The organism is Acidobacteriaceae bacterium (assembly GCA_028283655.1).
GTDB lineage: Bacteria > Acidobacteriota > Terriglobia > Terriglobales > Acidobacteriaceae > Granulicella.
In genome coordinates, this window is sequence record JAPWKE010000003.1 from 3,344,423 (window position 1) to 3,369,920 (window position 25,498).

Annotated in this window: 27 protein-coding genes; 13 read left to right on the plus strand and 14 right to left on the minus strand. The window is 59.8% G+C overall.

What is annotated here, in order from left to right; translation table 11 throughout:
- The first annotated feature begins 48 nt into the window (after window positions 1-48).
- Window positions 49-399, plus strand: a complete 351-nt coding sequence (locus PW792_16635) for a hypothetical protein (protein ID MDE1163552.1) — start codon at window positions 49-51, stop codon at window positions 397-399.
- Here the strand turns inward: PW792_16635 and PW792_16640 are convergent.
- The 3 genes from PW792_16640 to PW792_16650 form a co-directional block, all read right to left on the minus strand.
- Window positions 298-1,185 carry an SAM-dependent methyltransferase gene (locus PW792_16640; protein MDE1163553.1) on the minus strand — a complete coding sequence of 296 codons (888 nt, stop codon included), beginning with the start codon at window positions 1,183-1,185 and terminating at the stop codon, window positions 298-300. The genes PW792_16635 and PW792_16640 overlap by 102 nt on opposite strands.
- A 7-nt stretch (window positions 1,186-1,192) precedes the next feature.
- Window positions 1,193-2,044 (minus strand): acetyl-CoA carboxylase, carboxyltransferase subunit beta, encoded by an 852-nt coding sequence (gene accD / locus PW792_16645; protein ID MDE1163554.1) that lies wholly within the window; start codon window positions 2,042-2,044, stop codon window positions 1,193-1,195.
- Window positions 2,045-2,260: 216 nt separating this feature from the next.
- Window positions 2,261-2,530, minus strand: a complete 270-nt coding sequence (locus tag PW792_16650) for a hypothetical protein (GenBank protein MDE1163555.1) — start codon at window positions 2,528-2,530, stop codon at window positions 2,261-2,263.
- 141 nt (window positions 2,531-2,671) lie between these two features.
- On the opposite strand from PW792_16650, the gene thrS reads away from it, so the two are divergent.
- The 4 genes from thrS (at window position 2,672) to PW792_16670 (ending at window position 6,161) form a co-directional block, all read left to right on the plus strand.
- Window positions 2,672-4,708 (plus strand): threonine--tRNA ligase, encoded by a 2,037-nt coding sequence (gene thrS / locus PW792_16655; GenBank protein ID MDE1163556.1) that lies wholly within the window; start codon window positions 2,672-2,674, stop codon window positions 4,706-4,708.
- A 67-nt stretch (window positions 4,709-4,775) separates the two neighbouring features.
- Entirely contained in the window at window positions 4,776-5,393 is a 618-nt protein-coding gene (locus tag PW792_16660) for a phytanoyl-CoA dioxygenase family protein (protein MDE1163557.1), read from the plus strand.
- Window positions 5,394-5,458: 65 nt separating this feature from the next.
- Window positions 5,459-5,836 carry a hypothetical protein gene (locus PW792_16665; protein ID MDE1163558.1) on the plus strand — a complete coding sequence of 126 codons (378 nt, stop codon included), beginning with the start codon at window positions 5,459-5,461 and terminating at the stop codon, window positions 5,834-5,836.
- On the plus strand, window positions 5,808-6,161 hold the full coding sequence (locus PW792_16670) for a type II toxin-antitoxin system VapC family toxin (GenBank protein MDE1163559.1): 354 nt from the start codon (window positions 5,808-5,810) through the stop codon (window positions 6,159-6,161). The genes PW792_16665 and PW792_16670 overlap by 29 nt, the downstream gene beginning before the upstream one ends.
- A gap of 4 nt (window positions 6,162-6,165) precedes the next feature.
- Here the strand turns inward: PW792_16670 and PW792_16675 are convergent, their stop codons facing one another.
- Window positions 6,166-7,374, minus strand: a complete 1,209-nt coding sequence (locus PW792_16675; protein MDE1163560.1) for a polysaccharide lyase family 7 protein — start codon at window positions 7,372-7,374, stop codon at window positions 6,166-6,168.
- Between the two features lie 142 nt (window positions 7,375-7,516).
- Between PW792_16675 and ruvA the strand changes: the two genes are divergently transcribed.
- Window positions 7,517-8,113: a Holliday junction branch migration protein RuvA gene (gene ruvA, locus PW792_16680; protein ID MDE1163561.1), complete on the plus strand. Its 597-nt coding sequence runs from the start codon at window positions 7,517-7,519 to the stop codon at window positions 8,111-8,113.
- A gap of 32 nt (window positions 8,114-8,145) precedes the next feature.
- Here ruvA and PW792_16685 read toward each other — a convergent pair whose 3' ends face one another.
- The gene (locus PW792_16685) at window positions 8,146-9,042 is read right to left on the minus strand and encodes a hypothetical protein (protein MDE1163562.1); all 897 of its coding nucleotides are present in this window, start codon (window positions 9,040-9,042) and stop codon (window positions 8,146-8,148) included.
- A gap of 20 nt (window positions 9,043-9,062) precedes the next feature.
- Here PW792_16685 and PW792_16690 point away from each other — a divergent pair, with 20 nt between their 5' ends.
- The 3 genes from PW792_16690 (at window position 9,063) to PW792_16700 (ending at window position 10,607) form a co-directional block, all read left to right on the plus strand.
- A complete protein-coding gene (locus tag PW792_16690; protein ID MDE1163563.1) occupies window positions 9,063-9,377 on the plus strand; it encodes a hypothetical protein in 315 nt (104 codons plus the stop codon).
- Window positions 9,378-9,500: 123 nt separating this feature from the next.
- Complete coding sequence (locus PW792_16695; GenBank protein ID MDE1163564.1) at window positions 9,501-10,058, plus strand: outer membrane beta-barrel protein; 558 nt, start codon at window positions 9,501-9,503, stop codon at window positions 10,056-10,058.
- 9 nt (window positions 10,059-10,067) lie between these two features.
- Window positions 10,068-10,607, plus strand: coding sequence for a hypothetical protein (locus tag PW792_16700; protein MDE1163565.1), 540 nt, complete (start codon window positions 10,068-10,070; stop codon window positions 10,605-10,607).
- Here PW792_16700 and PW792_16705 read toward each other — a convergent pair whose 3' ends face one another.
- The 3 genes from PW792_16705 to dnaN all read right to left on the minus strand — a co-directional run bounded on the left by PW792_16705 (window position 10,608) and on the right by dnaN (window position 13,174).
- Window positions 10,608-11,132 carry a hypothetical protein gene (locus PW792_16705; protein MDE1163566.1) on the minus strand — a complete coding sequence of 175 codons (525 nt, stop codon included), beginning with the start codon at window positions 11,130-11,132 and terminating at the stop codon, window positions 10,608-10,610.
- A 67-nt stretch (window positions 11,133-11,199) separates the two neighbouring features.
- A complete protein-coding gene (locus PW792_16710; protein MDE1163567.1) occupies window positions 11,200-11,880 on the minus strand; it encodes an NYN domain-containing protein in 681 nt (226 codons plus the stop codon).
- Between the two features lie 124 nt (window positions 11,881-12,004).
- Window positions 12,005-13,174 carry a DNA polymerase III subunit beta gene (gene dnaN / locus PW792_16715; protein ID MDE1163568.1) on the minus strand — a complete coding sequence of 390 codons (1,170 nt, stop codon included), beginning with the start codon at window positions 13,172-13,174 and terminating at the stop codon, window positions 12,005-12,007.
- A gap of 752 nt (window positions 13,175-13,926) precedes the next feature.
- On the opposite strand from dnaN, the gene PW792_16720 reads away from it, so the two are divergent.
- Window positions 13,927-15,078 (plus strand): acyltransferase, encoded by a 1,152-nt coding sequence (locus PW792_16720; GenBank protein MDE1163569.1) that lies wholly within the window; start codon window positions 13,927-13,929, stop codon window positions 15,076-15,078.
- A 73-nt stretch (window positions 15,079-15,151) separates the two neighbouring features.
- On the opposite strand, the gene PW792_16725 is transcribed toward PW792_16720, so the two are convergent.
- The 5 genes from PW792_16725 to rpmH form a co-directional block, all read right to left on the minus strand.
- Window positions 15,152-15,754 (minus strand): single-stranded DNA-binding protein, encoded by a 603-nt coding sequence (locus tag PW792_16725; GenBank protein ID MDE1163570.1) that lies wholly within the window; start codon window positions 15,752-15,754, stop codon window positions 15,152-15,154.
- A gap of 147 nt (window positions 15,755-15,901) precedes the next feature.
- Entirely contained in the window at window positions 15,902-17,734 is a 1,833-nt protein-coding gene (gene yidC, locus PW792_16730) for a membrane protein insertase YidC (protein ID MDE1163571.1), read from the minus strand.
- A gap of 201 nt (window positions 17,735-17,935) precedes the next feature.
- Window positions 17,936-18,217, minus strand: a complete 282-nt coding sequence (yidD, locus tag PW792_16735; GenBank protein MDE1163572.1) for a membrane protein insertion efficiency factor YidD — start codon at window positions 18,215-18,217, stop codon at window positions 17,936-17,938.
- A 5-nt stretch (window positions 18,218-18,222) separates the two neighbouring features.
- Window positions 18,223-18,624: a ribonuclease P protein component gene (gene rnpA / locus PW792_16740; GenBank protein ID MDE1163573.1), complete on the minus strand. Its 402-nt coding sequence runs from the start codon at window positions 18,622-18,624 to the stop codon at window positions 18,223-18,225.
- A gap of 179 nt (window positions 18,625-18,803) precedes the next feature.
- Complete coding sequence (rpmH, locus tag PW792_16745) at window positions 18,804-18,959, minus strand: 50S ribosomal protein L34 (GenBank protein MDE1163574.1); 156 nt, start codon at window positions 18,957-18,959, stop codon at window positions 18,804-18,806.
- Between the two features lie 571 nt (window positions 18,960-19,530).
- Between rpmH and dnaA the strand changes: the two genes are divergently transcribed.
- Together dnaA and PW792_16755 are read left to right on the plus strand one after the other, a co-directional pair.
- Window positions 19,531-20,946, plus strand: coding sequence for a chromosomal replication initiator protein DnaA (dnaA, locus tag PW792_16750; GenBank protein ID MDE1163575.1), 1,416 nt, complete (start codon window positions 19,531-19,533; stop codon window positions 20,944-20,946).
- A 181-nt stretch (window positions 20,947-21,127) separates the two neighbouring features.
- The gene (locus tag PW792_16755) at window positions 21,128-22,693 is read left to right on the plus strand and encodes a sialate O-acetylesterase (GenBank protein MDE1163576.1); all 1,566 of its coding nucleotides are present in this window, start codon (window positions 21,128-21,130) and stop codon (window positions 22,691-22,693) included.
- Between the two features lie 94 nt (window positions 22,694-22,787).
- On the opposite strand, the gene ilvA is transcribed toward PW792_16755, so the two are convergent.
- Window positions 22,788-24,029 (minus strand): threonine ammonia-lyase, encoded by a 1,242-nt coding sequence (gene ilvA / locus PW792_16760; protein ID MDE1163577.1) that lies wholly within the window; start codon window positions 24,027-24,029, stop codon window positions 22,788-22,790.
- 86 nt (window positions 24,030-24,115) lie between these two features.
- Between ilvA and asnS the strand changes: the two genes are divergently transcribed.
- Entirely contained in the window at window positions 24,116-25,465 is a 1,350-nt protein-coding gene (gene asnS / locus PW792_16765; GenBank protein ID MDE1163578.1) for an asparagine--tRNA ligase, read from the plus strand.
- The last annotated feature ends 33 nt before the right edge of the window (window positions 25,466-25,498 follow it).

Sequence of the window (25,498 nt, forward strand, 5' to 3'; positions counted from 1 at the left end):
GCTGGGAAGCGGCATACTGGGCACGGAAGTACAGGACATCTTCGCTCTATGAACCTTCACGACACGCTGATACTTATCGAGTTCTTTGTCATCCTGCTGAGCCCTTGCGTCTCGGCCACGATGGTGACGATGCGCTGGGACAAGGCCGAAGCGGCTTATCTGCTCTTTGAAGAGCAGGTAGCGCGTCTGATGGAGCCGAAGGCCAAGCCTGTTCCAGGCAACCTGATGATTCGCCCGTACGAAGCCTGGGCGTTCCACTGTGCAGCCGCACCGATGGAGTCCGCAACCGAGTTCCGTCTACGCGTGTTCAACCCGCGCAAGCCTCGCGCTGTCGCCGCGGAGCACGAGATCGTCACTGCGGTCGCTCAGATATCGAGCGTTCAGGTCGCTGCTGCCTAAGGCTTCGCAGAGCTTCCAACCGCAGGCTGCTACTTCGTTCGCTAGCTCCTGCTCCGAAAAGAAAAGCTGGAACGGTTCGCCGACCTGCGCGACACGCTCGCTGATGCTGTCACGCTGACGCTGCTCGTCTTCGTTCAGCAGATGGCGTGGCCAGGCGTAGTCGAAGACGAGCTCTGTGCCGGGGGCGCATTGTGCCAGCGCACGCATCGTCGTTCGAAAGGCTTCTGACGTGAGGTAAGGCACGACGCCAAGCCAGGCGATGACTGTGGGGGTATCCCAGCGAAAACCTGCGGCGGTCAGTTGATCCACAAGCGAGTCCCGTTCGAAGTCGACGGGGACGAAGTGCATCGAGGGCGGGATCGTGATGTCCGCGTTCGCAAGGCACTCCTGCTTCCAGGCTTGCGTAGCCGGGTGGTCGACTTCGAAGACCTGCACGTCGCTGTAGGGGTTGCGGTAGGCGAAGGTGTCGAGCCCAGCGCCGAGGACGAGGTACTGCGCGGCCAATCCCTGCGAGGCGGGACCCTGCAAGACGGAGCCCTGCTCGTGGCGCGCGGCCAGCGTGTCCTCCGCGAAGCGGGCGCGGGTGACCATCCAGGCGCGGAGGGCGGCGGAGAAAGGGCGCTTGCGGCTCTTCGGTGTGCGGGAGAGCTCTTCCCACTGCCCTGCAGGCAGGATTTTGACCGCGAGAGGATCGCGGAAGACGAGCGGTTCGGCGTCGAAGAGCTGGTGCGAGGCCCGACGCAGAGCCACTCGAAGCGCGGTGCGGGATGGCTGGGCGTGGATCAACGCGCGCTTAGGCGACCTTGGTGCCGAGCATCCAGCGGAAGGCGTTCGCGAGGTAATCCTTCAGGTCCTTGCGCTCGACAATGGCGTCGAGGAAGCCGTGCTCCAGCAGGAACTCTGAGCGCTGGAAGCCCTCAGGGAGCTTCTGGCGCGTGGTCTGCTCGATAACGCGCGGGCCCGCAAAGCCGATCAGAGCGCCAGGCTCCGCGATGTTCAGGTCGCCCTGCATCGCGAAAGACGCCGTAATGCCGCCGGTCGTGGGGTCCGTCATCAGGCTGATGTAGGGCACCTTGGCGTCATCCAGCTTCGCCAGTACGGCAGAGACCTTCGCAAGCTGCATCAGGCTCACAATGCCCTCCTGCATGCGTGCGCCGCCGGAGGCGGAGACGATGATAAGCGGAGTCTTTGTGGCGAGCGCGCGATCCCCTGCGCGGGCGATGGTTTCGCCAACAACCGCGCCCATGGAGCCGCCATTGAACTCAAACGCCATGGTGCTGAGCACGACGGGCTGGCCGTTGATGGTGCCCAGAGCGTTCAGGATCGCGTCGTCTAGGCCGGTCTTCTTCTGCGCCTGCCTGATGCGGTCCTTGTATGGCTTGAGATCCGTGAATTCGAGCGGATCGGTGGTGACGAGGCCGGTATCGACGATCTCGAAACCTGCGTCGAGGAGCAGTTCAATGCGCTGATGCGCGCTGATGCGGAAGTGCCTGCCGCAGTTGGGGCAGACCATCAGGTTCGCTTCCAGGTCAGCCTTCCAGAGCGTCTTGCGGCACTGGTCGCACTTGATCCAGAGGCCTTCGGTGCGGACTTCATGGTCCGGCGTCGGAACGATCTCGTGGTCTTGGCGTTTGAACCAGGTCATCGGCTGGGGGCTGCTCCTCTGGGGCCTCGAAGGCCCTGTTTATTGTAGCGGAGCGAGGAAACTCTGGCAGGAGAAGAGAAAAAGCCTCGGCGCAAAGGGCGCCAGGAGCGCAGAGGGAACGCGACGGCTTCGTAGCCTTACGAGAGTTCGTAGCGTTACGTTGCGTGCCTGGCGCCCACTGCGTCGAAGCTTGGCATCGAGGCTCGGAGAGGGAGCTTAGGCCGTGGCCCAGGCAGGTGCGTTGCCGAGAAGTGCGGCAGCGGAGAAGCGGGGGTCGCCGTTCCACTCCGGCAGATGGAAGCCGGTCTGCGGGTGGGCCTCAGCAGCGCCCGTGGCGTGCTGCTGACGGAGCGATTCGAGAATTTCAGCGCGGCGGCGGTCGCGTTCCGGCGCAGAGGTACGCGTCCAGTAAACGTGGAATCCCTGGCCGCAGACTTCGCAGCGGACATCAGAGGCGGTTTCAGAAGCTTTACAGAGAACTTGCATGGAGTCTTGGTGTCCTTTCTGAGGAATTGGTGACGCTCAGCAGGTGTGTGGCTAGAGTATCGCGTCCCGGCGATAGGAACATTGCATCTTTCCATGAGATCGATACAACTTCGGCAGCAACGAATCCGATATCCTTGCAGGGTGAGTGATTTGATCAAGGTCCAGCTTCCTGATGGCTCTGTGCGCGAGGTTGCGCGCGGAACATCGCCGTTTGAGATTGCTTCGAGCATCTCCCCCCGTCTTGCCGCCGCGGTTGTCGTGGCGCGTGTTCGTCCGCTGAACACCACGACGACTACGGACGCTGACACCGAAGCCAAAGCCGAGCAGACCGAAGAGGCAATGTACGGCGGCGAAGCCACGGGTGAGCGCATCGTCGACCTGAACGCTCCGCTGACCGAAGACGTCGCGCTGGAGTTGCTGAAGGAGACCGACCCCGCTGCGCTGCGCGTGGTGCGCCACTCGGCCGCGCACGTCATGGCAACGGCGATCCTCGAGCTCTTTCCGGAGACCAAGCTTGGCCACGGCCCGGCAACAGACAACGGCTTCTTCTACGACGTGTATCGCGAAGTGCCGTTCACGGAACTCGACCTCGCTGCCATCGAAGGCCGCATGGCTGAAGTCGTCAAGCGCGACGAACCGTTCGTGCGCGTGGAAGAGTCGCGCAACAAGGGCCTTACCGATTACTCCGCTCAGGGTGAGTTCATGAAGGTCCACTTCATCGAACGCTTCACCAAAGAGGGCGACGAGATCTCGCTGTACAAGAACGGCAACTTCACCGACTTCTGCCGTGGGCCGCATGTGCCTTCGACGGGCCGCGTGAAGGCGTTCAAGGTGATGTCCATCGCTGGCGCTTACTGGCTGGGCAATGAGAACAACCAGCAGTTGCAGCGCATCTACGGCACGGCATTCTTCAACGCCAAGGACCTCGACGCGCACTTCAAGCACCTGGAAGAAATCAAGGCGCGTGATCATCGCGTGCTCGGCAAGCAGCTCGACCTCTTCAGCATTCAGGAGATCGCTGGCGCAGGTCTGATCTTCTGGCACCCCAAGGGCGGCCTGATCCGCAAGACGATGGAAGACTGGATGCGCGACGAGTGCGTGCGCCGTGGTTACAACCTCGTCTACACGCCGCACATCATGCGTCGCGAGCTCTGGAAGGTCTCAGGCCACGAGGACGTCTACGCGGAGAACATGTATCCGCCGATGGAGCTGGACGATGCAGAGTACCGGCTCAAGCCGATGAACTGCCCCGGCCACATTCTCATCTACAAGTCGTCGCCGAAGTCTTATCGCGACCTGCCGCAGCGTTACGCCGAGCTTGGCAACGTGTATCGCTACGAACGCTCGGGCACCATGCATGGCTTGCTGCGTGTGCGTGGCTTTACGCAGGACGATGCGCACATCTTCTGCACGCGTGACCAGATTGTTTCGGAGATCGAAGGCTGCCTGGACTTCGCAGAAGCCGTGCTGAAGACCTTCGGGTTCAAGGAGTATCGCGTCGAGCTTTCGACACACGAGCCCGGCAACTCTGACTTCATCGGCACGCCGGAAGAGTGGGCGGAGAGCGAAGGAGCTTTGACGGACGTGCTCAAGAAGCGCGGCCTCACGTTCCAGAGCTTCCCTGGCGAAGCAGCCTTCTACGGCCCGAAGATCGACGTCAAGCTCGTCGATGTGCTCGGCCGTTTGTGGCAGCTTTCGACGGTGCAGTTCGACTTCAATCTGCCCAAGCGCTTTGAGCTGGAGTACGTTGGCGAAGATGGTGAACGTCATCAGCCGGTGATGGTGCATCGTGCGCTCTTCGGTTCGGTAGAACGCTTCTTCGGCGTACTGATCGAGCACTACGCGGGCTCGTTCCCGATGTGGCTTGCGCCTGTGCAGGTGGGCCTCGTGCCTATCTCGAACGAGAAGCACGTGGAGTATGCAGAGAGCTTGAAGAAGCGTCTCGAAGCTGCTGGCCTGCGCGTGGAACTCGATGCAACGAACGGCAAGATGCAGGGCAAGATTCGCGACTTCGGTGTCGCGAAGGTGCCGTTCATTCTGGTGGTCGGCGACAAGGAAGCGCAGACAGATTCGGTGAGCGTGCGTACACGTGGCAAGGGCGATCAGGGCTCGGTGACGGTGGAAGAGTTCATCGCACGCGCAACAGCGCTGACGAAAGAACACTCGATGGAGCTGTAGTGCAGGTCATTCAACTGGAGACGAAGATCGCAGCGCCTGTTGAGCGCTGCTTTCTTTTGTCTTTGAAGTGAATGATCTGCTCGCAATCATCGAAACGCAAGCTCATGCAAAACGAGGTCGCGGCGGTGTGCGGGATGTCTTGGACAATGTACCCGCGCTGCGCAACGTTGCTGATCATCCTGCGGTACGAGATGTTGTTGAAGGTGTGCTTGGCGAAGATGCCTTCCTTGTTCGCTCAATCCTTTTCGATAAGACTGACACGGCGAACTGGAAAGTGCCCTGGCACCAGGACGTCACGATTGCTGTACGTGAACGGCGCGATACAGAAAACTTCGGGCCCTGGTCGAGCAAGCAAGGCGTAACGCATGTACAGCCGCCAACTGCGGTACTTGAAAGCATGGTGACGGTTCGCATTCATCTCGATCCTTGTCCAAAGGAAAACGGCGCGTTGAGAGTGATGCCTGGGACTCATAAGCTTGGGCGCATTGATCAGAATGAGGCGCCACTTCACATCGAAGATCCCGGCATAGTCACCTGCACCGCAGCGTTAGGAGAAGCCCTCGTGATGAGACCTCTACTCTTACATGCGTCTTCTGCCTCTGAAAATCCGAAACACAGAAGAGTGCTGCATTTTGATTTTGCCAATATAAGACTCCCAAACAGTCTTTCCTGGCATTTGCAATAACACTAAGTCGCTTTTTTCAGCGTGTTTATGACTATGGTCATAGACTATGGTCACGAGGTGCGCTGATGGCTGCGAAACAGGAAGTTCTGACGATCCCTGCGGGAGAGTTCAAGGCGAAGTGTCTGGCGCTCCTGGACCAGGTAAATAATGGCTCGCTCAAGGTGATTGTGACAAAGCGTGGCAAGGTCGTTGCAGAGGTTTCGCAGCCGCCGCAGCCTGAAGAGAAACCTTTCGTTTCGATCTTCGGCCGGTCACCCAATGGAAAGGTGCTCGGCGATATCATCACTCCCCTAGACGAGTGGGCAGACCCATTAGAAAGTGGGAGCGCGTCGCCGGAAAGAAGAAGCGCGGGTGAACGGACTTCTACTCGACACGCACTGTTGGATCTGGGCTCAACTCAACTCGCAAAACGAATTGAAGAAGCAGACCATCGCCGAGATTGAAGAGGCTCAACGTCTCGGAAAGTTGTTTGTATCCGATGCTTCTGTTCTCGAAGCCGCACGGTTGTCACATGCTGGACGCATCTATCTCGGCGGGGAAATCGAAGACTTTGTTCGACTGGCTCAGATAGACGGTGGACTCGCGTTTCTGCCAATGACGCATAGAATTCTCATCGAATCCACCCGCCTGCCAGAGCTTCTTCACAAAGACCCTAGCGACCGCATCATTGCAGCAACCGCTCGTGAATACGGCCTCACACTGCTCACACGCGACAAGCCCCTGCTGCGATACGCACAACAGGGGCATCTGAACGCGCGCAAAATCTAGCCAGCTAATGCGAAATACCAAGCGCCGTGTATGTCACCTGCGTGGCGTCTGTTGCGCCGTTCCCTGTATTGGGTGCGGAGTGGTACGCACCGGCCTTGAAGTAAACGGGTGTGCCCGTCCATGAACTATCGACCGTGACACTCTTCGTTGAACCATTCACCACTGCGGTCACGGTGCTGCCTGAGTACGCCAGCGAGTAGGTGAGCGCGGTACCAAGCGTGACGCCCGACTTCACAACGTAGTTCGTCTTCGTTGCTCCGCTGGCGTTGCTGCTATACACCGCGAGTTCAACGTTGCCGGTAGAGACACGCCAGTCGAGCAGAACGAAGACGTACGTCTGTCCGTGGATCTGCGCGAAGGTCGCTTCGTCTGTATTCGGTGCGACGGAGTTGATCGTGCAGCTACCAGTAAGCGTGCCGCCGATAGAGCTGCTCCAGTCGGAGTTCGAGTCCGCTCCGCTGCCGGTGTAGAGCTCGCGAAGTTCGCTGCGCGTATGGTCTGAGCCGGAGCCAGGTGTCGTGGTCGCTCCGTTTGCAGGCGAGTAGAACACTACAGTGCTGCCACTCGCGTAGAAGTACGCGTCGGCAAACTTGTTGTTGATCACCGAAGGCGAGATGCTCCACGCGGTATAGGTCGCATCCGCGGTGCGGTACTCGTTGATCGGCAGCGTCAGCTTCCAGGGTGTGAAGTTGAAGCTGGTGATGGTCGATGGTGCGGTGAACGAGTTCTTGATGGAGACCACCGCTTCGGGATATGTGCCGAGGGTGGCATCTCCGGTGGGCGAAGTCAGGTCGATATGGAAGGTCTCTTTGTCAGACGACGGTGTCTTGTCGAGGATCGGTACAGAGATCGTCTTGGCGGCGCTATCGCCGTCCGCCCAGGAGATCACTCCACTGGCACTGGTGTAGTCGGTGCCTGCCGTAGCGGTGCCTCCGCCGGTAGCCCAGTTGACCGTGACAGCCCCGGTGCTGCCGCCCGTGCGATAGACGAGGAAGTAAGCGGTGCCACCACTCTGCGCAACGACCTGCGTGGTGGCGTCGAAGCCGAGGGCTCCCGCCGTGGTCGTAGTGGTTGTAGGTGCTGCTGGCGATGCGGGGCTTGCGGCTGCGGAAGCAGTGGCACATCCACCGAAGAGCAGCACGGAAGCGCCGGTGACGGCGCAGGCAAGCAGCCTGGTAAGGCGGGCGTTGGCGCGATAACGAAGAGGATGCATAGAGCTGAGTTCCTTTCCTGTTTCTGCGTTGGGTTTGAGTGCAGACCCGGGAGGGCTGGCAAAACGGTGTGAACGCTAACATAAACACGCCAGAGATGACCACAAAAAGGTTTGCAGGGCGGGCTCCGCTACAATTTCGCTTGTGATTGCCCATATTCGCGGAACGATTGTGATGAAGACGCCGGCGACGGTCGTCGTGGAGTGCGCCGGTGTGGGCTACGAGCTGGCTATTTCTGTGGCCACGTTTACGGACCTGGGCGCGGAAGGCAGCGAAGCACGGCTGCACGTGCATACGCATGTGCGTGAGGATGCGCTGGCGCTGTTCGGCTTCTCAGAACGGCAGGAGAAGCTTCTCTTTGAGAAGCTGCTGACGATCTCAGGCATCGGGCCGAAGCTGGCGATCACGGTACTAAGCGGCATCTCTGCAGAGAGGCTGGTGGGTGCGATTCGCGGTGGCGATCACGCTACGCTGACGAAGATTCCTGGCATTGGCAAGAAGACTGCCGAGCGCGTCGTGCTGGAGTTGAAGGACAAGCTGGATGACATGAAGGGCTTCACCGAAGCCGGTGTTGTGGCGCCCACGCTGGGCGGCGTGGCGGACGATGTCCTGTCGGCGTTGGTGAACCTTGGTTACCCTCGACCGACCGCGCAGAAGGCCGTCGAGAGCGCAGCCAAGGATGCCGCTGTCGCCGGAGAGTTCGAGAAGCTCTTCCGTGCGGCTATGTCGGCTGTGCGGTAGGGTTTGCGGTTCGGCTGGCTGAAAAGCTTCGGCTACGCGCGGCGGCGGTAGCGAATGCTGAACTCGTAGCCTTTGTTCGGCGGGAAGAGCTCGGCGCAGAGGCGCAGCCGCTCGGCGAGTGCTCCGGGCGCCAGCAGCGGGTACTCCCGTTCGCGGAGTTCGGAGTAGTCAAAGTCCAAACCAAGCGACAGCAGATAGACCGCCACAGCGTCAGAGAACGCTGTCTCAAGGAAGATGTTGCGTTCCTTCTCGTCGATCTTTGCCGGCTCAGGCGCTGCCGCAGCGACAAGGTTCACGCGTGCAGGTGAAGAGAAGGCGCGGCTGCGGTCACGGCGCGCGTTGGGAGCTTTCAAGGGCTCAGGCTCGAAGGCTACAGGACGTCCAAAGGCCAGTTGGCGGGCCTCCCAGGCATCGAAGCTGGTCTCACCCTTTACGTTGGCCATCGCCTGGCTCCAGGCCAGCGTGTTGAAGCGCTCGGGCACGCCGACTGCGTCCACGAAAGCGTGCGCCACGTTGATGAAGAACTCAAAGCTGAGCGCAAAGCGGTCGTTCATCAACTTGGTCGAGATGAAGACGCCGCGGTTGCCGCTGCCAAGCTCCACGTTGCGGTGGCAGATGGCGACGGCCGAGAGGTCGTCGCTGTAAGCAGGGGCGACCATCGCCGAATCAGCGCTCTTCTGCATGCGCGGCGAGCTGCCGAGAGTGTCCGGCTCGCGCATGGCCAGAGGTACGAAATAGTAGGTGTTCGCGCCGAGGGCGGCGGTAATCGCCGTGGGCACTGCTTCCAGCATCTGGTCGAGATCGACGGCTGGAATGCCCGTTTCTCCAAACGTTGCGAAGCGTACGCCATTTGTTGACTGCCGTACTTCGGCGTCGTGGGCCACCTGCTGCGCCCCTACAAGGCCCGTGCTCTGCTCAGTTTCAACCATCCGGGTTATTCTAGCTGAGTATGGCTACAGCAAACCATGTCGAACGTGCACGCGCCGAAGGAGTGATCTTCGGCATTCCTCTAGGCGACCTGGGATGGTTCCAGTCGCTGCTCATGGGGTTGGCGACAGGCTTTGCGGCCTTCTTCCTTACCACCTTCTGCGCGATCGTCTCGATGCTCTTCTATCAGGCGTTCTCCCACCATGTGCCGCGTTATGACCTCACGTACAAGTACTACGGTCTGCCCGTTGGTCTGTTGGTGGGCGTGCTGGCGTTGAGCTATCTCGCAGTGCAGTATGCGCGCCAGGTAGCGGCAAAACGCCGCTCCCGCAGCTAGCAAACAGCAAAAAGAAGATCTGCCGCTCCATTTGCGAGTGTGGTTCCGTCACTCATCCGAATGCTCCATCGTGCATCTGAATAAGGCATCCTCGAAGGTATGAGGATGCAAGAGGTGCGTGCGATGAAGGCTAAGCTTGGAACGCTGGTAGTGATGCTGCTGGCTGCAATGGTGGGCTCACTAGCCCACGCCCAGGTGGCTCCGTATGCCATGTTCAGCCTTGGGCATTACTCCGGGCTGGGGGTAGGGGCGGGCACACAATCGAACCAGTCCGGCGGCTATAACTCGCTGGGCGGAACGTTCGGTGTGTATGACGACTTCATCCATGCGGGTGCGGTTGGCGCGGGTCTGGACGTGCGCGGCATCATTCAGAACAGTTCGAACTCGACGCAGTACGGCAACAAGACAGCCGGCTTCCTCTTTGGCCCACGTGTCACGGTGAATACGTTGGCGCTTCCTTTCCGCCCGTACGCTCAGCTTGAGATTGGATCGATCGGAACGAACAACGGCACGCAGTCCAGCAAGGACGCGCACTTTGGTTATCAGTTCCAGTTTGGCGGCGACTTCACGCTGCTCCCACATCTGGCTGCACGGTTTGAGTATGGTATTGGGCAGGTGGATACACCCAACATCAAGCACACGCTGCAAACATTTGGTGCGGGGCTGGTGCTGCGGCTGTAAGCTGTTGGCGTGATTGCTGAATCTCTTGTTCCCGTGTTCTTTATTGCGCTTGTGATTGGCGTCCGACTCGTTTTGAGAAACTTCAACCGACCAAGTTCATGGGAACAGCTAGCAGAGCGCTACAACCTTGCGCTAATTGAGGGAGATTTACCACCTGATCTGACCAACACTGCCCTTATTTCTCCCTTTTGGAGAGTTCGTTATGCGCTGGTGGGACAGCGCTATGGCGAAACCGTAGTGGCGTTTGAATACACCACAGGCTCATACGTCGCACGCACAAAGTCGCGAAAACTCGCGATCGGCGTGAAGCAGCGACATCCTGGCCGCGATCACTGTACTACCTCTTTCTGGATACCTGTAGAACGAGAGCAAGAATGGGCGCTCCTGCGAGTCCGCTTTATCTTCCTGCGTCCGGAGCCTGAACTGATTGAATCAACCTGGAATAAGCTGAGAACCACCAGTGAGGCAGAAGCCATTGCGGCTGCACCCCCGCAAGATGGCGGCATTTTGATTCGACCGAGACACGAGCCATCGGAGCAAGCTAAATAGCTAAAGCACTTTGCGAACAGCTCTACGAACGATCTCCGTCGTCATACCGTAGACGAGGTGCGAAGCATACGGCGTTGCGAGCGTGTGCGTTGGGTACTCCGTCGGCCAGGGACCCAGATGGAACGCTGGTACCCCGAGCACGTCGCTACCGGCGAAGAGCGCTGTGCCGAAGCCTGTTCCTAAGCCAGTTTTGGTGAGCGAGCAGTATTCAGCGAGTCCGCCATAGAGGCCTCCCATGAGCGCTCCGAAGGCATAGTGGACGATGGGGCCACCCTCCTTCTGCTGCTCCCAGGTGAGGTGCCTGCCACCCGTGACGACCTCCGTAATGGTGTCGGCAGTTTTCATGGTGGCGTCCTGATACTCGTCCGGGTTTTGTTGGGCGGCGGCCGCATTTTCTTCGGGAGTATTCACGGCCTGCGTCAGAGCCTTTCCGGGGCCTGCCTGAAACTCGTTCATCACCCAGGAAGCGACGAGCCCGCCAACAATGCCTGCCAGAATGCCACGAACGAGATGCTTCTCTGCCATAACGAAAACTCCCTCGGGCGCAGGTTGCGCTCTCAAGGGAGTTGGATGCTGATTTGACACTAATTAGCTACCAGGATACTGGCTTGTGTATTGTTCTTCCAGCAGCATCCATCAACTGGACAGGAAATTGACACAAAGCCATATGGCAGTTCTGCCCGTTCGACGTGATGTCTTTTACACGGTGAGCACAGCGCGCTAATACCGAACTTGGATTTGCCTTGATCTTCTTGTGTTCGCGTGCGCCACGACGATCAGCTGAATCTTGAGAGTGCGGATTCAAAATCAACACACGCTTCTTTAGCTCTGAATTGATAATTCTTATCGGTTCAGCCAAATCCGAATCATTGGTAATAACTATGAACTGATCACAGTCGTCTCTAAAAGCATCGACTAACATCCGAGTTGCCAGATTGACGTCAGAGCCCTTCTCTTCCATTTTGAATACTCGTATGTAATCCGGAGGCGGATTTACTACTTTCATCATTACCTGACTTTGCAGGTAATGTCCGTAATGAACCTTTAGATTCGGTAGCGTTTCTAAGGCCCGCAAGTACGTCATCTGTCGTTGCCGTTGATCCGGATCGTTAGGGGTAGGCTTTACAAGAGCAGTGAAGTAGTGCGCTTGATGAATTTTGACTGTAGGGAAAATCAACTCAGCTAAATCAACAACATTCGCCCATTTATATGGTGTGTGTCGGGCAGCACCATAATAGAAATTGAAGCCATCAATGTAGAGATTCGTTCTCAAACAAAGCACCAAAAGGCAAAGCCGCCACAAGGGCGGCTAGCACCCGCTTTCCGAAGATTGCGGGGGGATATGAGATTAATGATATCCGCACTCCCGCATAAAAACCAGTACTACAGGTAGTACTTCAGATCCGCATCGGCATCAGGATGTAGCGGTACTGCACATCCTCGTTGCCATCTTCGGGGCGCATCTGGCCAGCGGACTGGGCGTCCTTGAACTCCAGGCGAACCTCGCCGGTGTTACCCGTGGCGCGAAGGAACTCGACCAGGTACGACGAGTTGAAGCCCACCACGAGCGGATCGTAGTTGTACGGCGTTTCGATGATGTCTTCCGACTCACCCGCGTCCGTGGACTGCGCCGAGAGCTTCAGCTCGTTCTGCTCCAGACGCATCTTGATCGCACCTGAGCGCTCGTCGGCAAACTGAGCCACGCGCTGGATCGAACTCATCAGATCTTCCGAGCGCACGATGACGAACTTGTTGTTGTCACGCGGCAGAACGGCTTCGTAGTTTGGGAACTGACCCGTCAGCTTGCGGCTGGTGAGCACGCGGCCACCGATGCGGAAGAAGAGCGTCTGATCGTCGTCAGAGAACTCAAGCGTCTCAGAGTCCGACGTGTTGAGCAGCACCATCATCTCGGCCAGCGCCTTGCGCGGAATGAGCGTCTTCTTTTCGCCGCTCACTTCCATGCTCTCGCCGGTCTTTTCAATGTGCGCCAGACGATGACCGTCGGTCGCTACCATCGCCATCGACTCGGCCTTGAGCACAAGCAGCGCGCCGTTCAACGTGTAGCGCGACTCTTCGTTCGAGATCGAAAAAATCGTCTTCGAGATCATGTTGCGCAGCGACGCCGAGTTGATCTTGAAGACACCAACGCCGGGGAACTCAGGCACCGCGGGGAAGTTCGCACGGGCCATGCCGACCATCTTGGTGTTCGAACGGCCGGCGCGGATCTGCACCCAGTGGTTGTCCTGCAGCTTGATGGAGATGTCGCCTTCGGGCAGCAGCTTGATGTAGTCGTAGAGCTTGCGTGCCGGGATCGTGCAGGCGCCGGCCTTCTTCACTCGTGCCGGGCAGCTGGTCTTCAGCGACTGGTCGAGGTCGGTGGCCGTAATGGTGAGCACACCTTCTTCGCTGGCTTCGAAGAGGAAGTTCGACAGGATCGGGATGGTCGTCTTGCGCTCGACGACCGACTGCGCCGCCGTGAGCTCGCGGAGGAGTTCAGCTCGGCTGACCGTGATTTCAAGGTTGCCGGTGGGGGCTTGGACGTCGGGCGTGATGCTGGCTGTAGACACTGGTTGGTTCTCCTGCGAAACAGAGCTTGATGAGCTTGATTCTAGGCTGAGGCGCGAGATTTCGCGAGCAAATGCGAGTTGTGGATTACCGAGGTCTTCTGTGGGGTTCGGGGACCTGTCCTGATGAGCCTGTTTCTGCCCTGCCTGGGGTGCGAGAGAGGCTTTTAAAAAACTAGAGAAAAGGAAGTTCACAGGAAGTAGTAGCCGTCGTTTGGTGGGGAAAAGCGGAAAAGTAGTCCGCAGCCTGAATTTACGCGGGTTTTCGGCGGTACACAGTTTCCAAAAAGCGGCTGTGGAGAAATGGATGATTCGGTTTTCTGGGACGCGAGCTTTGATTGAGACCTCGCATTTCCCAATTCTCCACAGGCCGGATTTCGCCACCCCGGAGAAAGCCAGGACGCTTAAGGGATTTAAGGCTTAAAACCCTATGGATGCTGGGGCGCGCGAGTCACCCGTTTTCCGCTTAAGAGCGGTGAGGTCAAGGAAATGTGGGGAAAGGCCGCAGAATGTGGAGAATTGGACGGCTGTTTGAGGGCTTCAGAGAGCCCAAAGGCGCTGTCTCGATTTCCTCTGTGGCGAGGTCTTTTGCACGAAAAGAAATTTCGGCCGCTTCGCGGCAAAAGCCAGCTCGAACGCATATCCCTACCCTGCCTGATCGTGGATAGAGGGTGGCCGGGAGTTATCTGGAAGTGGTGGAATAGGGACGCGAGATCTCTCTACCTCCTCGGCACGACCCAAAACAGGACGTTTTCATGAACTCATCTGCAGCCTCCGCGACGGCGAGCACCTCCGGCACGCCCGCAAAGAGCCACTACGTAGTCCTGGATGGATTGCGCGGAGTCGCATCGCTCGTGGTGATCCTGTTTCACCTCTTTGAGGCGAACAACGGCGACAACCGGTTTCGCCAGGTCATCAATCACGGTTACCTGGCCGTCGATTTCTTCTTCCTGCTGTCAGGGTTTGTCGTCGCTTACGCCTACGACGACCGTTGGGGCCGGATGACGGAGTGGGGCTTCTTCAAGCGGCGCCTGATTCGCCTGCAGCCGATGGTGGTGATGGGGAGCCTGATTGGTGCAGCGCTGTTTTATGTCGGCTCCGGTTCTGTCTTCCCTACGATCGCGACAACGCCGGTCTGGAAGCTCGTGCTGGTGATGGTGATTGGCTTCACGCTGCTTCCCGTACCGCTGTCGTTGGATATCCGCGGCTGGGGCGAGATGCATCCGCTGAATGGCCCGGCGTGGTCCCTGTTTTTTGAGTATGTGGCGAACATTCTGTATGCGTTGGGGTTGCGCCGCGCGTCGCGCAAGGTGCTGGCTTCCCTCGTCATTCTGGCAGGGGCATTCCTCTTCCAGTACGCAGTCTTTGGCGGCCATGGCGACCTGATCGGCGGTTGGTCCATCACTCCGACGCAGCTTCACATTGGCTTTGCCCGCCTCCTCTATCCTTTCTTTATGGGGATTCTGCTGATGCGTCTGGGCAAGCGCATTCCGATGCAGGGAGCCTTTGGTTTCTGTAGCTTTCTGCTGGTCGTCGCCTTGTCCCTCCCGCGATTCGGCGGGGCATCGCACTTGTGGGTGAACGGGCTTTATGACGCGCTTTGCGTCCTTCTGCTCTTCCCTCTTATCGTGGCGATCGGCGCAGGAGAGCAGCGGGTTGAGGGCAGCTCGATCCGTGTGGCGAAGTTTTTTGGTGATCTGTCGTATCCGCTGTACATCACGCACTACCCGCTGATTTATCTCTACACGGCGTGGGTGTTGCAGACGAAGCCTTCGGCTTTGGTCTCGGCCGAGGTCGGCGCTGCAACCTTGGCTACTGCGCTGGTGATCGCCTATGCCAGCCTGAAGCTTTATGACGAGCCCGTGCGCCGCTGGTTGAGCGCGAGGTTCCTGGCGAAGGCAGCCTGAGTCTGTTCGAGAGCGGCAGGAAAAGAGAAAGGGCCCGGCAATCGCCGGGCCCTTTCTTATGGAGCAGTTGTTGTTAGTAGCGTCCGCGTCCACCGCCGCCGCTGCGATTGCCACCACCGCGACGATCGCCGCCACGTCCACCGCTGGGACGTCCGCCACCGCTGCGGCCGCCACGACGGTCGCCGAAGCTGCTGCCACCGCTGCCGCGGCTATCTTCGCGGGGAATGCGTGCGCCTTCGGGGTAGAGCATTACGAAGCGTCGTGCGCCCTCGCCCGAGCTTGCCGTCTGCAGGCCGGAGTCTTTGAGGAACATGTGCAGCATTCGACGCTCGCGTGAGTTCATGGGCGGGAAGCTGTAGGGCTTCTCCGTGTCCTTGACCATTGCGATGGCGTCATCGGCCATGCGGCGAAGGCTGGCGGCACGCTCCGCCTTGAAGCTGTCGGCGTCAAAGCTGATGCGGTCGTGCTCTTCGGGTTCGAGGCGAAGGGCTTTAGCGGCGACGTGCTCCAGCGAGCGGAGGAGTTCTCCATCCCGTTCGAGCATCAGTTCGGCGTCGGGCCCTTTGCACTCGACGTAGATATCGCGGCGTTCGAATCCATCTGGATCCGCAGCGCCAGCGCCAGCGGTGATACGGTACTTCAGGCGAAATCCGCCTGGCCCAGTGAGGGTACGCATGAGTGCAGCTATCGTGCTTGCCGCCTGTTGCAGGTCTTCCATGTATGCCCCGTGGTCTTCGTCCCTGAGAGAAAAGTCGAAGCCGGTTTTGTTTGGGTTGAACTATAAAACAAATTTCACGCGACGAACAATATCGGATTCCGAGCGTTAGCGCCGACCTGGCGCTTTGCCCTGAATGACCTTACCCTTCTTCGCGTTCTTCAACTGGAAGCGTTTGGCCGCTATCTCTCGCATTTCTTTACCCATTTCGGTGCGATTCATGATCATCTGCTGCGCGATCATGATGAAGTTGCCGACGTTCCAGTAGAGTGCCAGACCCGATGCGTAATTCCACGTCATGTAGAGCGAGAAGAGCGGCATGGTGAAGGCCATCATGCGCGCCTGGGCCGGATCGACACCCGGGCTCGGCGTGTAGAACTGCACCAGGAACGAGCTGAGCGCGAGCACGATCGGAAGAACGTGCCAGGGGTCGCCCGCCGAAAGATCGTGGATCCAGAAGAAGCTGGCGTGGCGCAGTTCAACGACGCGCTGCATCATGGTGAGCATCGCGAAGAGGAGCGGCAGGGTGACGAGCGTCGGCACGCAGCCGCCGAACATCGAAACGCCTTCCTTCTTCTGGAACTCCATGACCTCGGCGTTCATCTTGCCGGCCTTGGGATCGGTCGGGCCGGGGTTGCCGTGCCGTGCCTTGATGGCGTCGATCTCCGGCTGAATGCGCTGCATCTTCAACATGCCCTTCATGCCCTTAATACGCAGCGGAAGCATGATGAGGTTGATCAGAACGGTGAAGATGACGATCGCCCATCCCCAGCCCCAGTTACCGGCGACTGCGGTGGCGGGCGTGATCCACGAATGGACCGCTCGCATACCCAGGAATAGGCCCTGCGAGAGGTAGCCCCAGAAGCCGAAGTCGATGACTGAGGTCAGCTTGTGGCCGTTGCTCGTCTTGATCGCCGAGAGAACGGCCCAGTCCTTCGGACCGACGAAGATGCGGGTCTCAACGTGGCCGCCCTTGGAGCCGATGGCGGCACCGATGACCGGGACCTGGATAGGCTTCTTGCTCTTGCTGGCGGCACCCGTACCGAGGCCGGTGTGGCGCTCGACCTTGTTGATGTCGATCGCGTGCGAGAGCGTGACGAGCGTGGCATCGTCGACCTGGTCAGGAAGGAAGACCGCGCCGAAGTACTGGTCGGCTACGCCGAGGTAATCCCACGGACCGGGCAGTGTGGAACCGCCGGAGACTTTCTTGAAGGCGATGTGGTCGCTCTTGCCGTTGGCAGAGGTGTCGATGGTGGCCTGGGCGTAGCCAAGCGCATCGGCCATGTCGCCAAAGCCTGCTGGCCATGCCAGCGGGGCGGCAATCGGCACACCGTTGCGCAGGACCTGCGTGTCGGCGTGGATCAGGTAGTCGGCGCCAAAGGTGAAGGTCTTGGTGACCTGCAGACCGCCCGCGGAGTACTTGAAGCTGAGCGAAGCCGGTGCCTGCAGCGTACCCGTCGCGGAGGCGACGTAGAGGCCGGAAGCGAGCTGCTGCGTGACCGCAGGCTCATAGGTGTAGAGCGAGAGGGGGTAGCCGTAGAGCTTGGCTGCGCCTTCGTGGACGAGATCGAGCGGCGAGCCGTCGTTGTCCTTATAGCGCTTCAGAATCCAGGAGCGAACCTCGCCGCCACGGTTGGAGAAGGTGATTTTGTAGAGCTCATTCTCAACAACGGTGGTGGTTTCAGCCGATGCCTGCACGTTCTCGGGCGATGCCGGAAGTGCGGCCATAACCGGCGCGGCTGCTGCCGAGGTTCCGTTGGAGACGGGGGATGCGGGCGCAACGGCAGCGCTATCGGCAGGAGTCGCCGTCTGCGGGTTGTGCTTGGCGCGCCAGAACTGCAGACCGGCGATCATGCCGATCATGACGATCATCATCACCAGGAAACCGCGGTTGTCCTGAGAACCGCCGCCGGCCTGGTTGGGATTGCGAAACTCGGGCAATGGAAATTCCTTCTTTGCGGACGCTCAAAAACTACTCTGGAGACGTAAAACCGCTATACCCCATTGTAGTGGAGTAGAGGAAAAGTTGGGCTAATTGCGGAAAGGGAGAATCAAAGTGGCGATGAGGAATGTGGAGACATTAGACAGATAGACATTAGACATTCAGGTTCTTCTGAACCGGTTGTCGTCTGATTTTCTGCCTTACGGCACGGGATCATGGCCGCCCTTGCAGAAAGGGTGGCAGCGTGAAAGGCGGCGCAGGGCCAGCCAGGAACCCTTCGGCCAGCCGTGTTTGACGATGGCGGCGTAGGCGTACTCGGAGCAGGTGGGCAGATAGAGGCAGTTGGATTGGCCGAAGGCAGCTAGAAATGGCGAAAGCGTGTGTTTGTAGGCCGAAAAAAGCAGACCTGCGTAACGCTCACGGCTCGTCTGCTTTGTTGCCGCGGGCGGAATGACTGCCGGGTTGAGGCTGTCGGGGGCCATCGCTGCTAGTTTGACGCAGATTCGGTGTTTTGTGAGGGCTTGCTGCCGTTCGTCCGAGCCGCGACGCCGCGAAAGATCATCGCAATCTCTCTGCTCAGCACGAGAAAATCTGCCTCAAGCACCGAACGCTTCGGATGCAGAATCACGTCGACGGGCAGGCCTTCGAGCAGGGCGATGTGGGTGCGGACGATCTCGCGCACGCGCCGCTTGATGCGGTTCCGATCCACGGCCCCGCCGAGTGCCTTGGGCACGGTGAGTCCCACGCGCGGGCCAGCGGTCTCAGAACGCGTCTCCGGTGCGCGCGCCGCAGCAAAGTAGGCAAACTGCTTTCCCCATTGCTTGCGGCCAGCCGCCGTATAGGCGCGCTGGTAGTCGGCGTGTTTGCGGAGTCGATGTGTGAGAGGCAAGGGTTTATGCGCTAGGGTTCAGGGTCGAGAACAAAGAGAGAGCGGCGGTTTGGGCGAATGGGTTCTACACCGTATACCCTAACCCCTACACGTTCGCATTTCAGGCACACAAAGGCGCTCACCTGTGGAAGATGAGCGCGCTTGGGGTGAAGCGTAAAACGTCTCTGACGGCGCGCGAACTAGTCGCGGAAGCCAGCGGAGACAGCAATCTTGTGACGGCCCTTCGCGCGGCGACGCGACAGGACGGCTGCGCCGGCCTTTGTCTTCATGCGGGTGAGGAAGCCATGGACCTTGCTACGACGGCGGCGGTTGGGCTGGAAAGTGCGCTTGGGCATTGTGTTTGTGTCCTTGCTCTAAATCTTGGGTGTGGGCGCTGGCGTCTCCAAAAAGGCTCCGCGCGCTCCGCTGCCGCATGCTCAGCCTGAGTATTTCGGCCGGCTTCGGACAGGGACAAACCACACGTCCGGCAGCAAGTTCTGAGTATAGACAAAGACGTGGAAAACAACAACTAAATTCGACGTGGTGCGGGTTTGAGCGGTCGCTGATCGAACGCGACGCGAAGTTTTCACCAAGGCTGGTGCAACCCGGAAAAATCTTTCGCTGCCCGTCGATTTCTATGGTCAGGAGCCTGTGGATTGCTGCTAGTATCGACTCCGTTCTGACAGTGAGATCGCGCGATGCGCGCAACCTAGACCGGGCTCTATTTTTGCCATTTCCCCTCCCTGCCAAGGCAGTGAGGACTTCACAACAAGCGAATAGCAACCTCCCGCTCCGCAGAGATTTCCTCACGGTGTGTCAGGGAACCGTTTTCGCTTTTTGCTTTGCTTCACCCGGAAAGCTGCAGTCTGAGCATTTCGTTTGCTGCAGTCCGCTTTGAACCATCACGGATAGTAAGGAAGACTAACGATGTCATTTGTTCCGGTTCCCGCAGCCGTTTTGAACCAGTGGGTTCGAATCCTTGGCGCGCTTGAGAAGAAGATCAACCGGCAGAGCTTCGAGACGTGGCTGAAGCCAACGCGCTTTTCGCATGTCACCGATCGTGTTCTGTATGTACGCATTCCCGCCGCAGAGTTTCAGGGCGTTCTGGACCGCTACACCGACCTAATCATGGAGGCGGTGGACAACCTTGGCCTCGAACTGGACAACGTGGCGTTCCAGGTTCCTCCGCAGGAGCCAGCCCGTGTGGTCCGCGAGGATGGCGGATTTGCGCCTCAGTCGTCGCACTCGGCAAACGCTCCGCGTTCGGGCCGTCCCGGCTCGGCGATGGGCCCCGGCCCCGAGCAGTCGCGTTTTGACTGGAACTCGGCCGCCCAGCTCAACCCGCGCTACCAGTTCGACACCTTCGTGATCGGCAGCGGCAACCAGTTTGCCCATGCAGCGGCGCAGGCCGTCGCAGAGCGCCCGTCGAAGGCTTACAACCCGCTCTTCCTCTACGGTGGCGTGGGTATGGGCAAGACGCATCTGATGCACGCGATCGGCCACCATGTGAAGCTGCGCATGCCGCACAGCTCGATCATGTACGTCAGCGGTGAGAAGTTCACCAACGAGATGATTAACTCGGTGCGCTATGACAAGATGACGGGCTTCCGCGATCGCTATCGCAACGTCGACGTCATGCTGATCGACGATATTCAGTTCCTCGCCGGCAAGGAGCGTACGCAGGAAGAGTTCTTCCATACGTTCAACGCGCTGCATGAGACGAACAAGCAGATCGTCATCGCCTCGGACCGCCCTCCGAAGGAGCTTGGCGACTTTGAAGATCGTCTGCGTTCGCGTTTCGAATGGGGTCTGGTTGCGGACATTCAACCACCTGATCTTGAGACGAAGGTTGCGATTCTGCAGCGCAAGGCAGAGCTGGAGCAGACGGTACTGCCGTCGGATGTGGCTTTGTTCATCGCAGGCAACGTGCGTACAAACGTGCGTGAGCTTGAAGGCGCTCTGGTTCGCCTCGTGGCCTGGTGCTCGCTGCACGGCGTAGAGATCACGCTGCCGACGGCACAGCAGTGCCTGAAGCAGTTCATCGACACGCAGGTTCGCAAGATCACGATTGAAGCGATTCAGCGTGCGGTGGCCGAGCAGTTCGGTATGCGCGTGGCGGAGTTGAAGCAGAAGAACAACTCGCGTCAGATCGTGGTGCCGCGCCAGATTGCGATGTACCTGGCCAAGCAGATGACGGAAGCGTCGCTGCCGGAAATCGGCCGCCAGTTCGGTGGCAAGCACCACACGACGGTGATGCACTCGATTGCGAAGATCGATGAACAGCGCCGGAACGACAAGGACCTGAACCGCACGGTAAACAAGCTGATGGAGACGCTTGGTTAGAGCGTAGAGGTTAGAGGGTAGATCGTAGGAAGGCCGCCAGCGATGGCGGCCTTTTTGCTTGGGACGGGTGCAGGGTTCCTGCCTTTTGCTAGAGCGACTTTACTGCTCGTGCCGGACATTTGTGTGGTCGCAGAGGTAGGATGGATGCGCCTTTGGAAACGTTTTTACTGGAGATTTCTTCATGAAGCTGACTCATGCGCTGGCTGCGCTCCTGCTGGGTTCCTCTGCGTTTGCCTCCGCACAGATGCACCTGCCGAATACCTTCTCTGACCACGCCGTGCTGCAGCGCGGCCAGCCTATTCGCGTGTATGGCTGGGCGCTGCCGGGGGAGCATGTGAGTGTGACGTTTCATCAGCAGAGCGTGAAGTCTACGGCGGATGTGTACGGCTACTGGGAGACGTCGCTGGCGGCTGAAGCTGCGGGTGGGCCGTACACGCTGACGGCGACGGGCGATGCTGCGGGTGACACGCCGGTTACACGTACCGACATCCTCGTGGGCGATGTCTGGATCGCGAGCGGTCAGTCGAACATGGAGATGCCGCTGCGTGGTTTCCCAAGTGGTAACGCTGTGGTGAAGGATGCGGAGAAGGAGATCACCAGCGCGACGCATCCGAAGATTCGTTTGCTCCTGCAGACGCGGCGTGGATCGACGTACCCTCTGGACGACACGGACAATACCTGGACGGAGTGCACGCCGGAGACGATCAAAACGTTTTCCGCGGTGGGATACTTCTTTGCGCGTGAGTTGGAAGCCGACCAGAAGGTACCGATCGGGGTGATCGACACCACGGCGGGCGGCACGCCGGTGGAGGCGTGGGTGTCGTTGGATGCTGCGGCAGAACAGGGCTTCCGCTATGACATGTTCGATCGGTTGGCTGGTGCTCGTCTGCATGCACAAGCTGCTGCTGCTGCAGGGCGGAAGGCCCGGCTGGATGCGGCGACAAAGGCTGCGCAGGACGCAGTGCCCGCGTTGCCACGCGGGATGAACGGCGTCGATCGCGACCAGTGGGCGGTGGGGATGCTCTACAACGGGATGATCGCGCCGTACACCAGGCTCGCCGTGCGGGGCGTGATCTGGTACCAGGGCGAGAGTGATGCCAGTGGTTTGATGGCGCCGGAGTATCGCTACAGCTTTCCGGCGATGATCGAGGACTGGCGCAACCAGTGGGGCGAGCCGACGCTGCCGTTCCTCTTCGTACAGCTTGCGGGGTATAAGGGCAACGACAGTTGGCCGGTGATACGCGATGCCCAGCGGCGTACCGAGGCGGAGCATCACGAGACGGGCATGGCCGTGGCGCTGGACGTCGGTCTGAACAACAACATTCATCCGCCGGACAAGCAGACCGTTGCTCATCGTCTGGCCTTGCTGGCGCGTGAGGATGTGTACGGCGAGAAGGAGGACGGTCATTCGCCGTCGTTGCGGCGCACGTCGATCGAAGGCGCGGGGATGCGTGTGTGGTTCGATCATGCGCGGCATCTGAAGTCGAGCACGCCGGAGCTGGGTGACTGGGAGCTGCAGGGTGAGGATGGGAAGTTTCATACAGCCACTGCGCGGATCGAGCGCAAGGGCGATGAGGACACGATCGTTGTGGAGTCGAAGGACGTGACGCAGCCGCGTGCCGTGCGCTATGCGTGGATGGCGTGGGCGACGAGCTTCGTCTACAACGACGCAGGGCTGCCGCTGGGGACGTTCACCTCGCTGGGGTATGTGGCGAGACCGACGGCGCAGTACGTCGTGCAACCGTAGCAAGGATGGCAGAGACCGCAGGGAGGGTGTGCGGAAGCTTCAAACGATACGGCCGCCTGCTTAGGCGGCCGTATCGTTTTAGCGCGAAGTACGACTACTGCACGCGGGAGTGCTTGTAGCCTGCTGCCGTAAGCGCGAGCAGAAGCTCGTCCACCTGCTGGCGGCCACGCGTCTCCATCGTGATGTCGATGACGGTGTCGCCGAGGTTCACGCCGTAGTAGGCGCGGTTGTAGAGCGTGTCGACGATGTTGACGCGGTGCGCGGCGATGATCTGCGTGAGTTCGGCGAGCGCACCGGGCTTGTCCAGCAGCGTGATGCGCAGGCGGATGTGGCGGCCGTCCTGTACCAGGCCGCGTTCGATAATGCGGGCCAGCAGTGTGACGTCGATGTTGCCTCCGGAGACGAGGACAGCGGTCTTCGTGCCGGGAGCAAGGCTGGTGCGCTTCTGCATCAGCGCGGCGAGCGCGGTAGCACCGGCGCCCTCGGCGAGCGTCTTCTCGCGTTCGAGCAGCGTCAGAATCGCGAGGGCGATTTCGTCTTCGTCGACGGTCACAATCTCGTCGACGTACTTCGACACGGTCGGGAAGGTGACGTCGCCTGCGCGGCGCACGGCGATACCATCGGCGATCGTTGTGCCGGGGTCCAGCGTGACGGGATGGCCGGCTTCGACAGCTGCCGCCATCGAGGGCAGCAAAGCGGTTTGTACGCCGATGACCTTGACCGCCGGGTTTGTTTCCTTCACCGCGCAGGCGATGCCGCCGATGATGCCTCCGCCGCCCACGGGGACGACGACGGCCTCGAGCCCCGGGATCTGCTCAAGCAGTTCGAGGCCCAGCGTCCCCTGCCCGGCCATGACGAGCGGGTCGTCGAACGGGTGGATGAAGGTCATGCTCTCGGCTTCGCAGAAGCGTCGCGCTTCGGCATAGGCCTCATCGTAGTTGGCACCGTGGAGGATGACTTCCGCGCCGAAGCCGCGGGTGTTCTGCACCTTCACCAGCGGTGTGGTGAGCGGCATGACGATGACGGAGCGAATGCCGCGGCGGGTGGCGTGGTAGGCCACGCCCTGCGCGTGGTTTCCTGCAGAGGCGGCGACGACGCCGCGAGCGGCCTCCTCCGCCGTGAGCATGGAGATGCGGTTGAGTGCGCCGCGCTCTTTGAAGCTGCCGGTCATCTGCAGGTTTTCGAGCTTGAGGTAAATGTCCAGACCGGTCATGCCGGAGAGCGTCTGCGAGTGCGTGCAGGGCGAGAGGAAAATCTCGTTGGTGAGACGTTCGCGGGCGGCGCGAACCATGTCGAGAGTGACGTCGAGACGAGTTACATTTCCTGCGGCGGACATGGTTTCTATCGTACGCGCCGGTGGAAGCCGCAATTGGCGGTCAAAGGGCTGGAAACGGGCCTCTACGGCATAAAATTAGTAACGATATGGATTCCGCAACGAACATCGCACCGATCACAACCATTGCCGAAGTGGGCCAGCACGTCGGCCAGCCCATTACCCTGCGCGGCTGGCTTTACAACCTGCGCGCCTCCGGCAAGCTGCTCTTCCCCATCTTCCGCGACGGAACCGGCACCATTCAGGGCATCGTGCCGAAGGCGCAGGTGAGCGAAGAGGTCTTCGCGACGCTCAAAGGGCTGACGCTTGAGAGCTCTGTCGTCGTGACCGGTACGCCCCGCGCGGATGAGCGCGCACCGGGCGGCTTTGAGCTCGATGTGACGGACGTGACCGTGACGCAGGCGATTGCGGAAGACACTCCTTACCCGATCACGCGCAAGGAGCACGGCGTTGACTTCCTGATGGAGCATCGTCACCTGTGGCTGCGTACACCGCGCCAGGCGGCCATCCTCCGCGTTCGCGCAACGATCATGCGCGCCGCCGCGGAGTACTTCGACACCAACGGCTTCATCCGCACCGACCCGCCTATCCTTACGCCGAACGCCTGCGAAGGCACCAGCGAGCTCTTCGAGATGGATTACTTCGAGAACGAGAAGGCGTACCTGACGCAGAGCGGCCAGCTTTACATCGAGGCCACGGCGCTGGCACTGGGCAAGGTCTACTCCTTCGGCCCGACGTTCCGTGCGGAGAAGTCGAAGACGCGCCGCCATCTGACGGAGTTCTGGATGATCGAGCCGGAGGTGACGTACCTCGACCTCGACGGTCTGATGGGGCTGGCGGAAGCCTTCCTGACGCACATCGTTACGCGCGTGCTGGAGACGCATCGCACGGACCTCGCCGTGATCGGCAAGGACATTGCGAAGCTCGAAGCGGTGGTCGCGCCCGGAGAGTTCCCCAAGCTGAGCTACGACGAAGCGCACCAGATGCTCGTCGACGCTCATGCGAAGGGGCTGATCGAAAACGCGCATGAGTACGGCGATGACTTCGGTTCGCCGGATGAAACGTACATCAGCAACCAGTTCGATAAGCCGGTGATGGTGCATCGTTATCCGGCCGCGGTGAAGGCGTTCTACATGCAGCCCGATCCGAAGGACCCGACAAAGGCGTTGTGCGTGGACGTGCTCGCGCCCGAAGGCTACGGCGAGATCATCGGCGGCTCGCAGCGTGTGGATGACTACGATCTGCTGAAGTCGCGCATTGAGGCGCACGAGCTTCCGATGGAGGCGTTCCAGTGGTATCTCGACCTGCGTAAGTACGGCTCGGTGCCGCACTCCGGCTTCGGCATGGGCATTGAACGCTGTGTGGCGTGGATCTGCGGGCTGGAGCATGTGCGCGAGACGATTCCGTTTGCGCGTACGCTGAATCGGATTTATCCGTAGTCGAACGTAGTACCAAATAAGTACGGAACGATG

Coding starts and splice junctions, on each gene's coding strand:
- PW792_16650 (MDE1163555.1), bottom strand. CDS start 2,530: ATGCAAGTTCTCTGTAAAGCTTCTGAAACCGCCTCTGATGTCCGCTGC.
- rpmH (MDE1163574.1), bottom strand. CDS start 18,959: ATGCCCAAGCGCACTTTCCAGCCCAACCGCCGCCGTCGTAGCAAGGTC.
- accD (MDE1163554.1), bottom strand. CDS start 2,044: ATGACCTGGTTCAAACGCCAAGACCACGAGATCGTTCCGACGCCGGAC.
- PW792_16675 (MDE1163560.1), bottom strand. CDS start 7,374: ATGCATCCTCTTCGTTATCGCGCCAACGCCCGCCTTACCAGGCTGCTT.
- asnS (MDE1163578.1), top strand. CDS start 24,116: ATGGATTCCGCAACGAACATCGCACCGATCACAACCATTGCCGAAGTG.
- yidD (MDE1163572.1), bottom strand. CDS start 18,217: ATGGCCCCCGACAGCCTCAACCCGGCAGTCATTCCGCCCGCGGCAACA.
- PW792_16705 (MDE1163566.1), bottom strand. CDS start 11,132: ATGGCAGAGAAGCATCTCGTTCGTGGCATTCTGGCAGGCATTGTTGGC.
- ilvA (MDE1163577.1), bottom strand. CDS start 24,029: ATGTCCGCCGCAGGAAATGTAACTCGTCTCGACGTCACTCTCGACATG.
- PW792_16665 (MDE1163558.1), top strand. CDS start 5,459: ATGGCTGCGAAACAGGAAGTTCTGACGATCCCTGCGGGAGAGTTCAAG.
- PW792_16685 (MDE1163562.1), bottom strand. CDS start 9,042: ATGGTTGAAACTGAGCAGAGCACGGGCCTTGTAGGGGCGCAGCAGGTG.
- PW792_16690 (MDE1163563.1), top strand. CDS start 9,063: ATGGCTACAGCAAACCATGTCGAACGTGCACGCGCCGAAGGAGTGATC.
- PW792_16720 (MDE1163569.1), top strand. CDS start 13,927: ATGAACTCATCTGCAGCCTCCGCGACGGCGAGCACCTCCGGCACGCCC.
- dnaA (MDE1163575.1), top strand. CDS start 19,531: ATGTCATTTGTTCCGGTTCCCGCAGCCGTTTTGAACCAGTGGGTTCGA.
- PW792_16725 (MDE1163570.1), bottom strand. CDS start 15,754: ATGCGTACCCTCACTGGGCCAGGCGGATTTCGCCTGAAGTACCGTATC.
- PW792_16695 (MDE1163564.1), top strand. CDS start 9,501: ATGAAGGCTAAGCTTGGAACGCTGGTAGTGATGCTGCTGGCTGCAATG.
- PW792_16755 (MDE1163576.1), top strand. CDS start 21,128: ATGAAGCTGACTCATGCGCTGGCTGCGCTCCTGCTGGGTTCCTCTGCG.
- PW792_16635 (MDE1163552.1), top strand. CDS start 49: ATGAACCTTCACGACACGCTGATACTTATCGAGTTCTTTGTCATCCTG.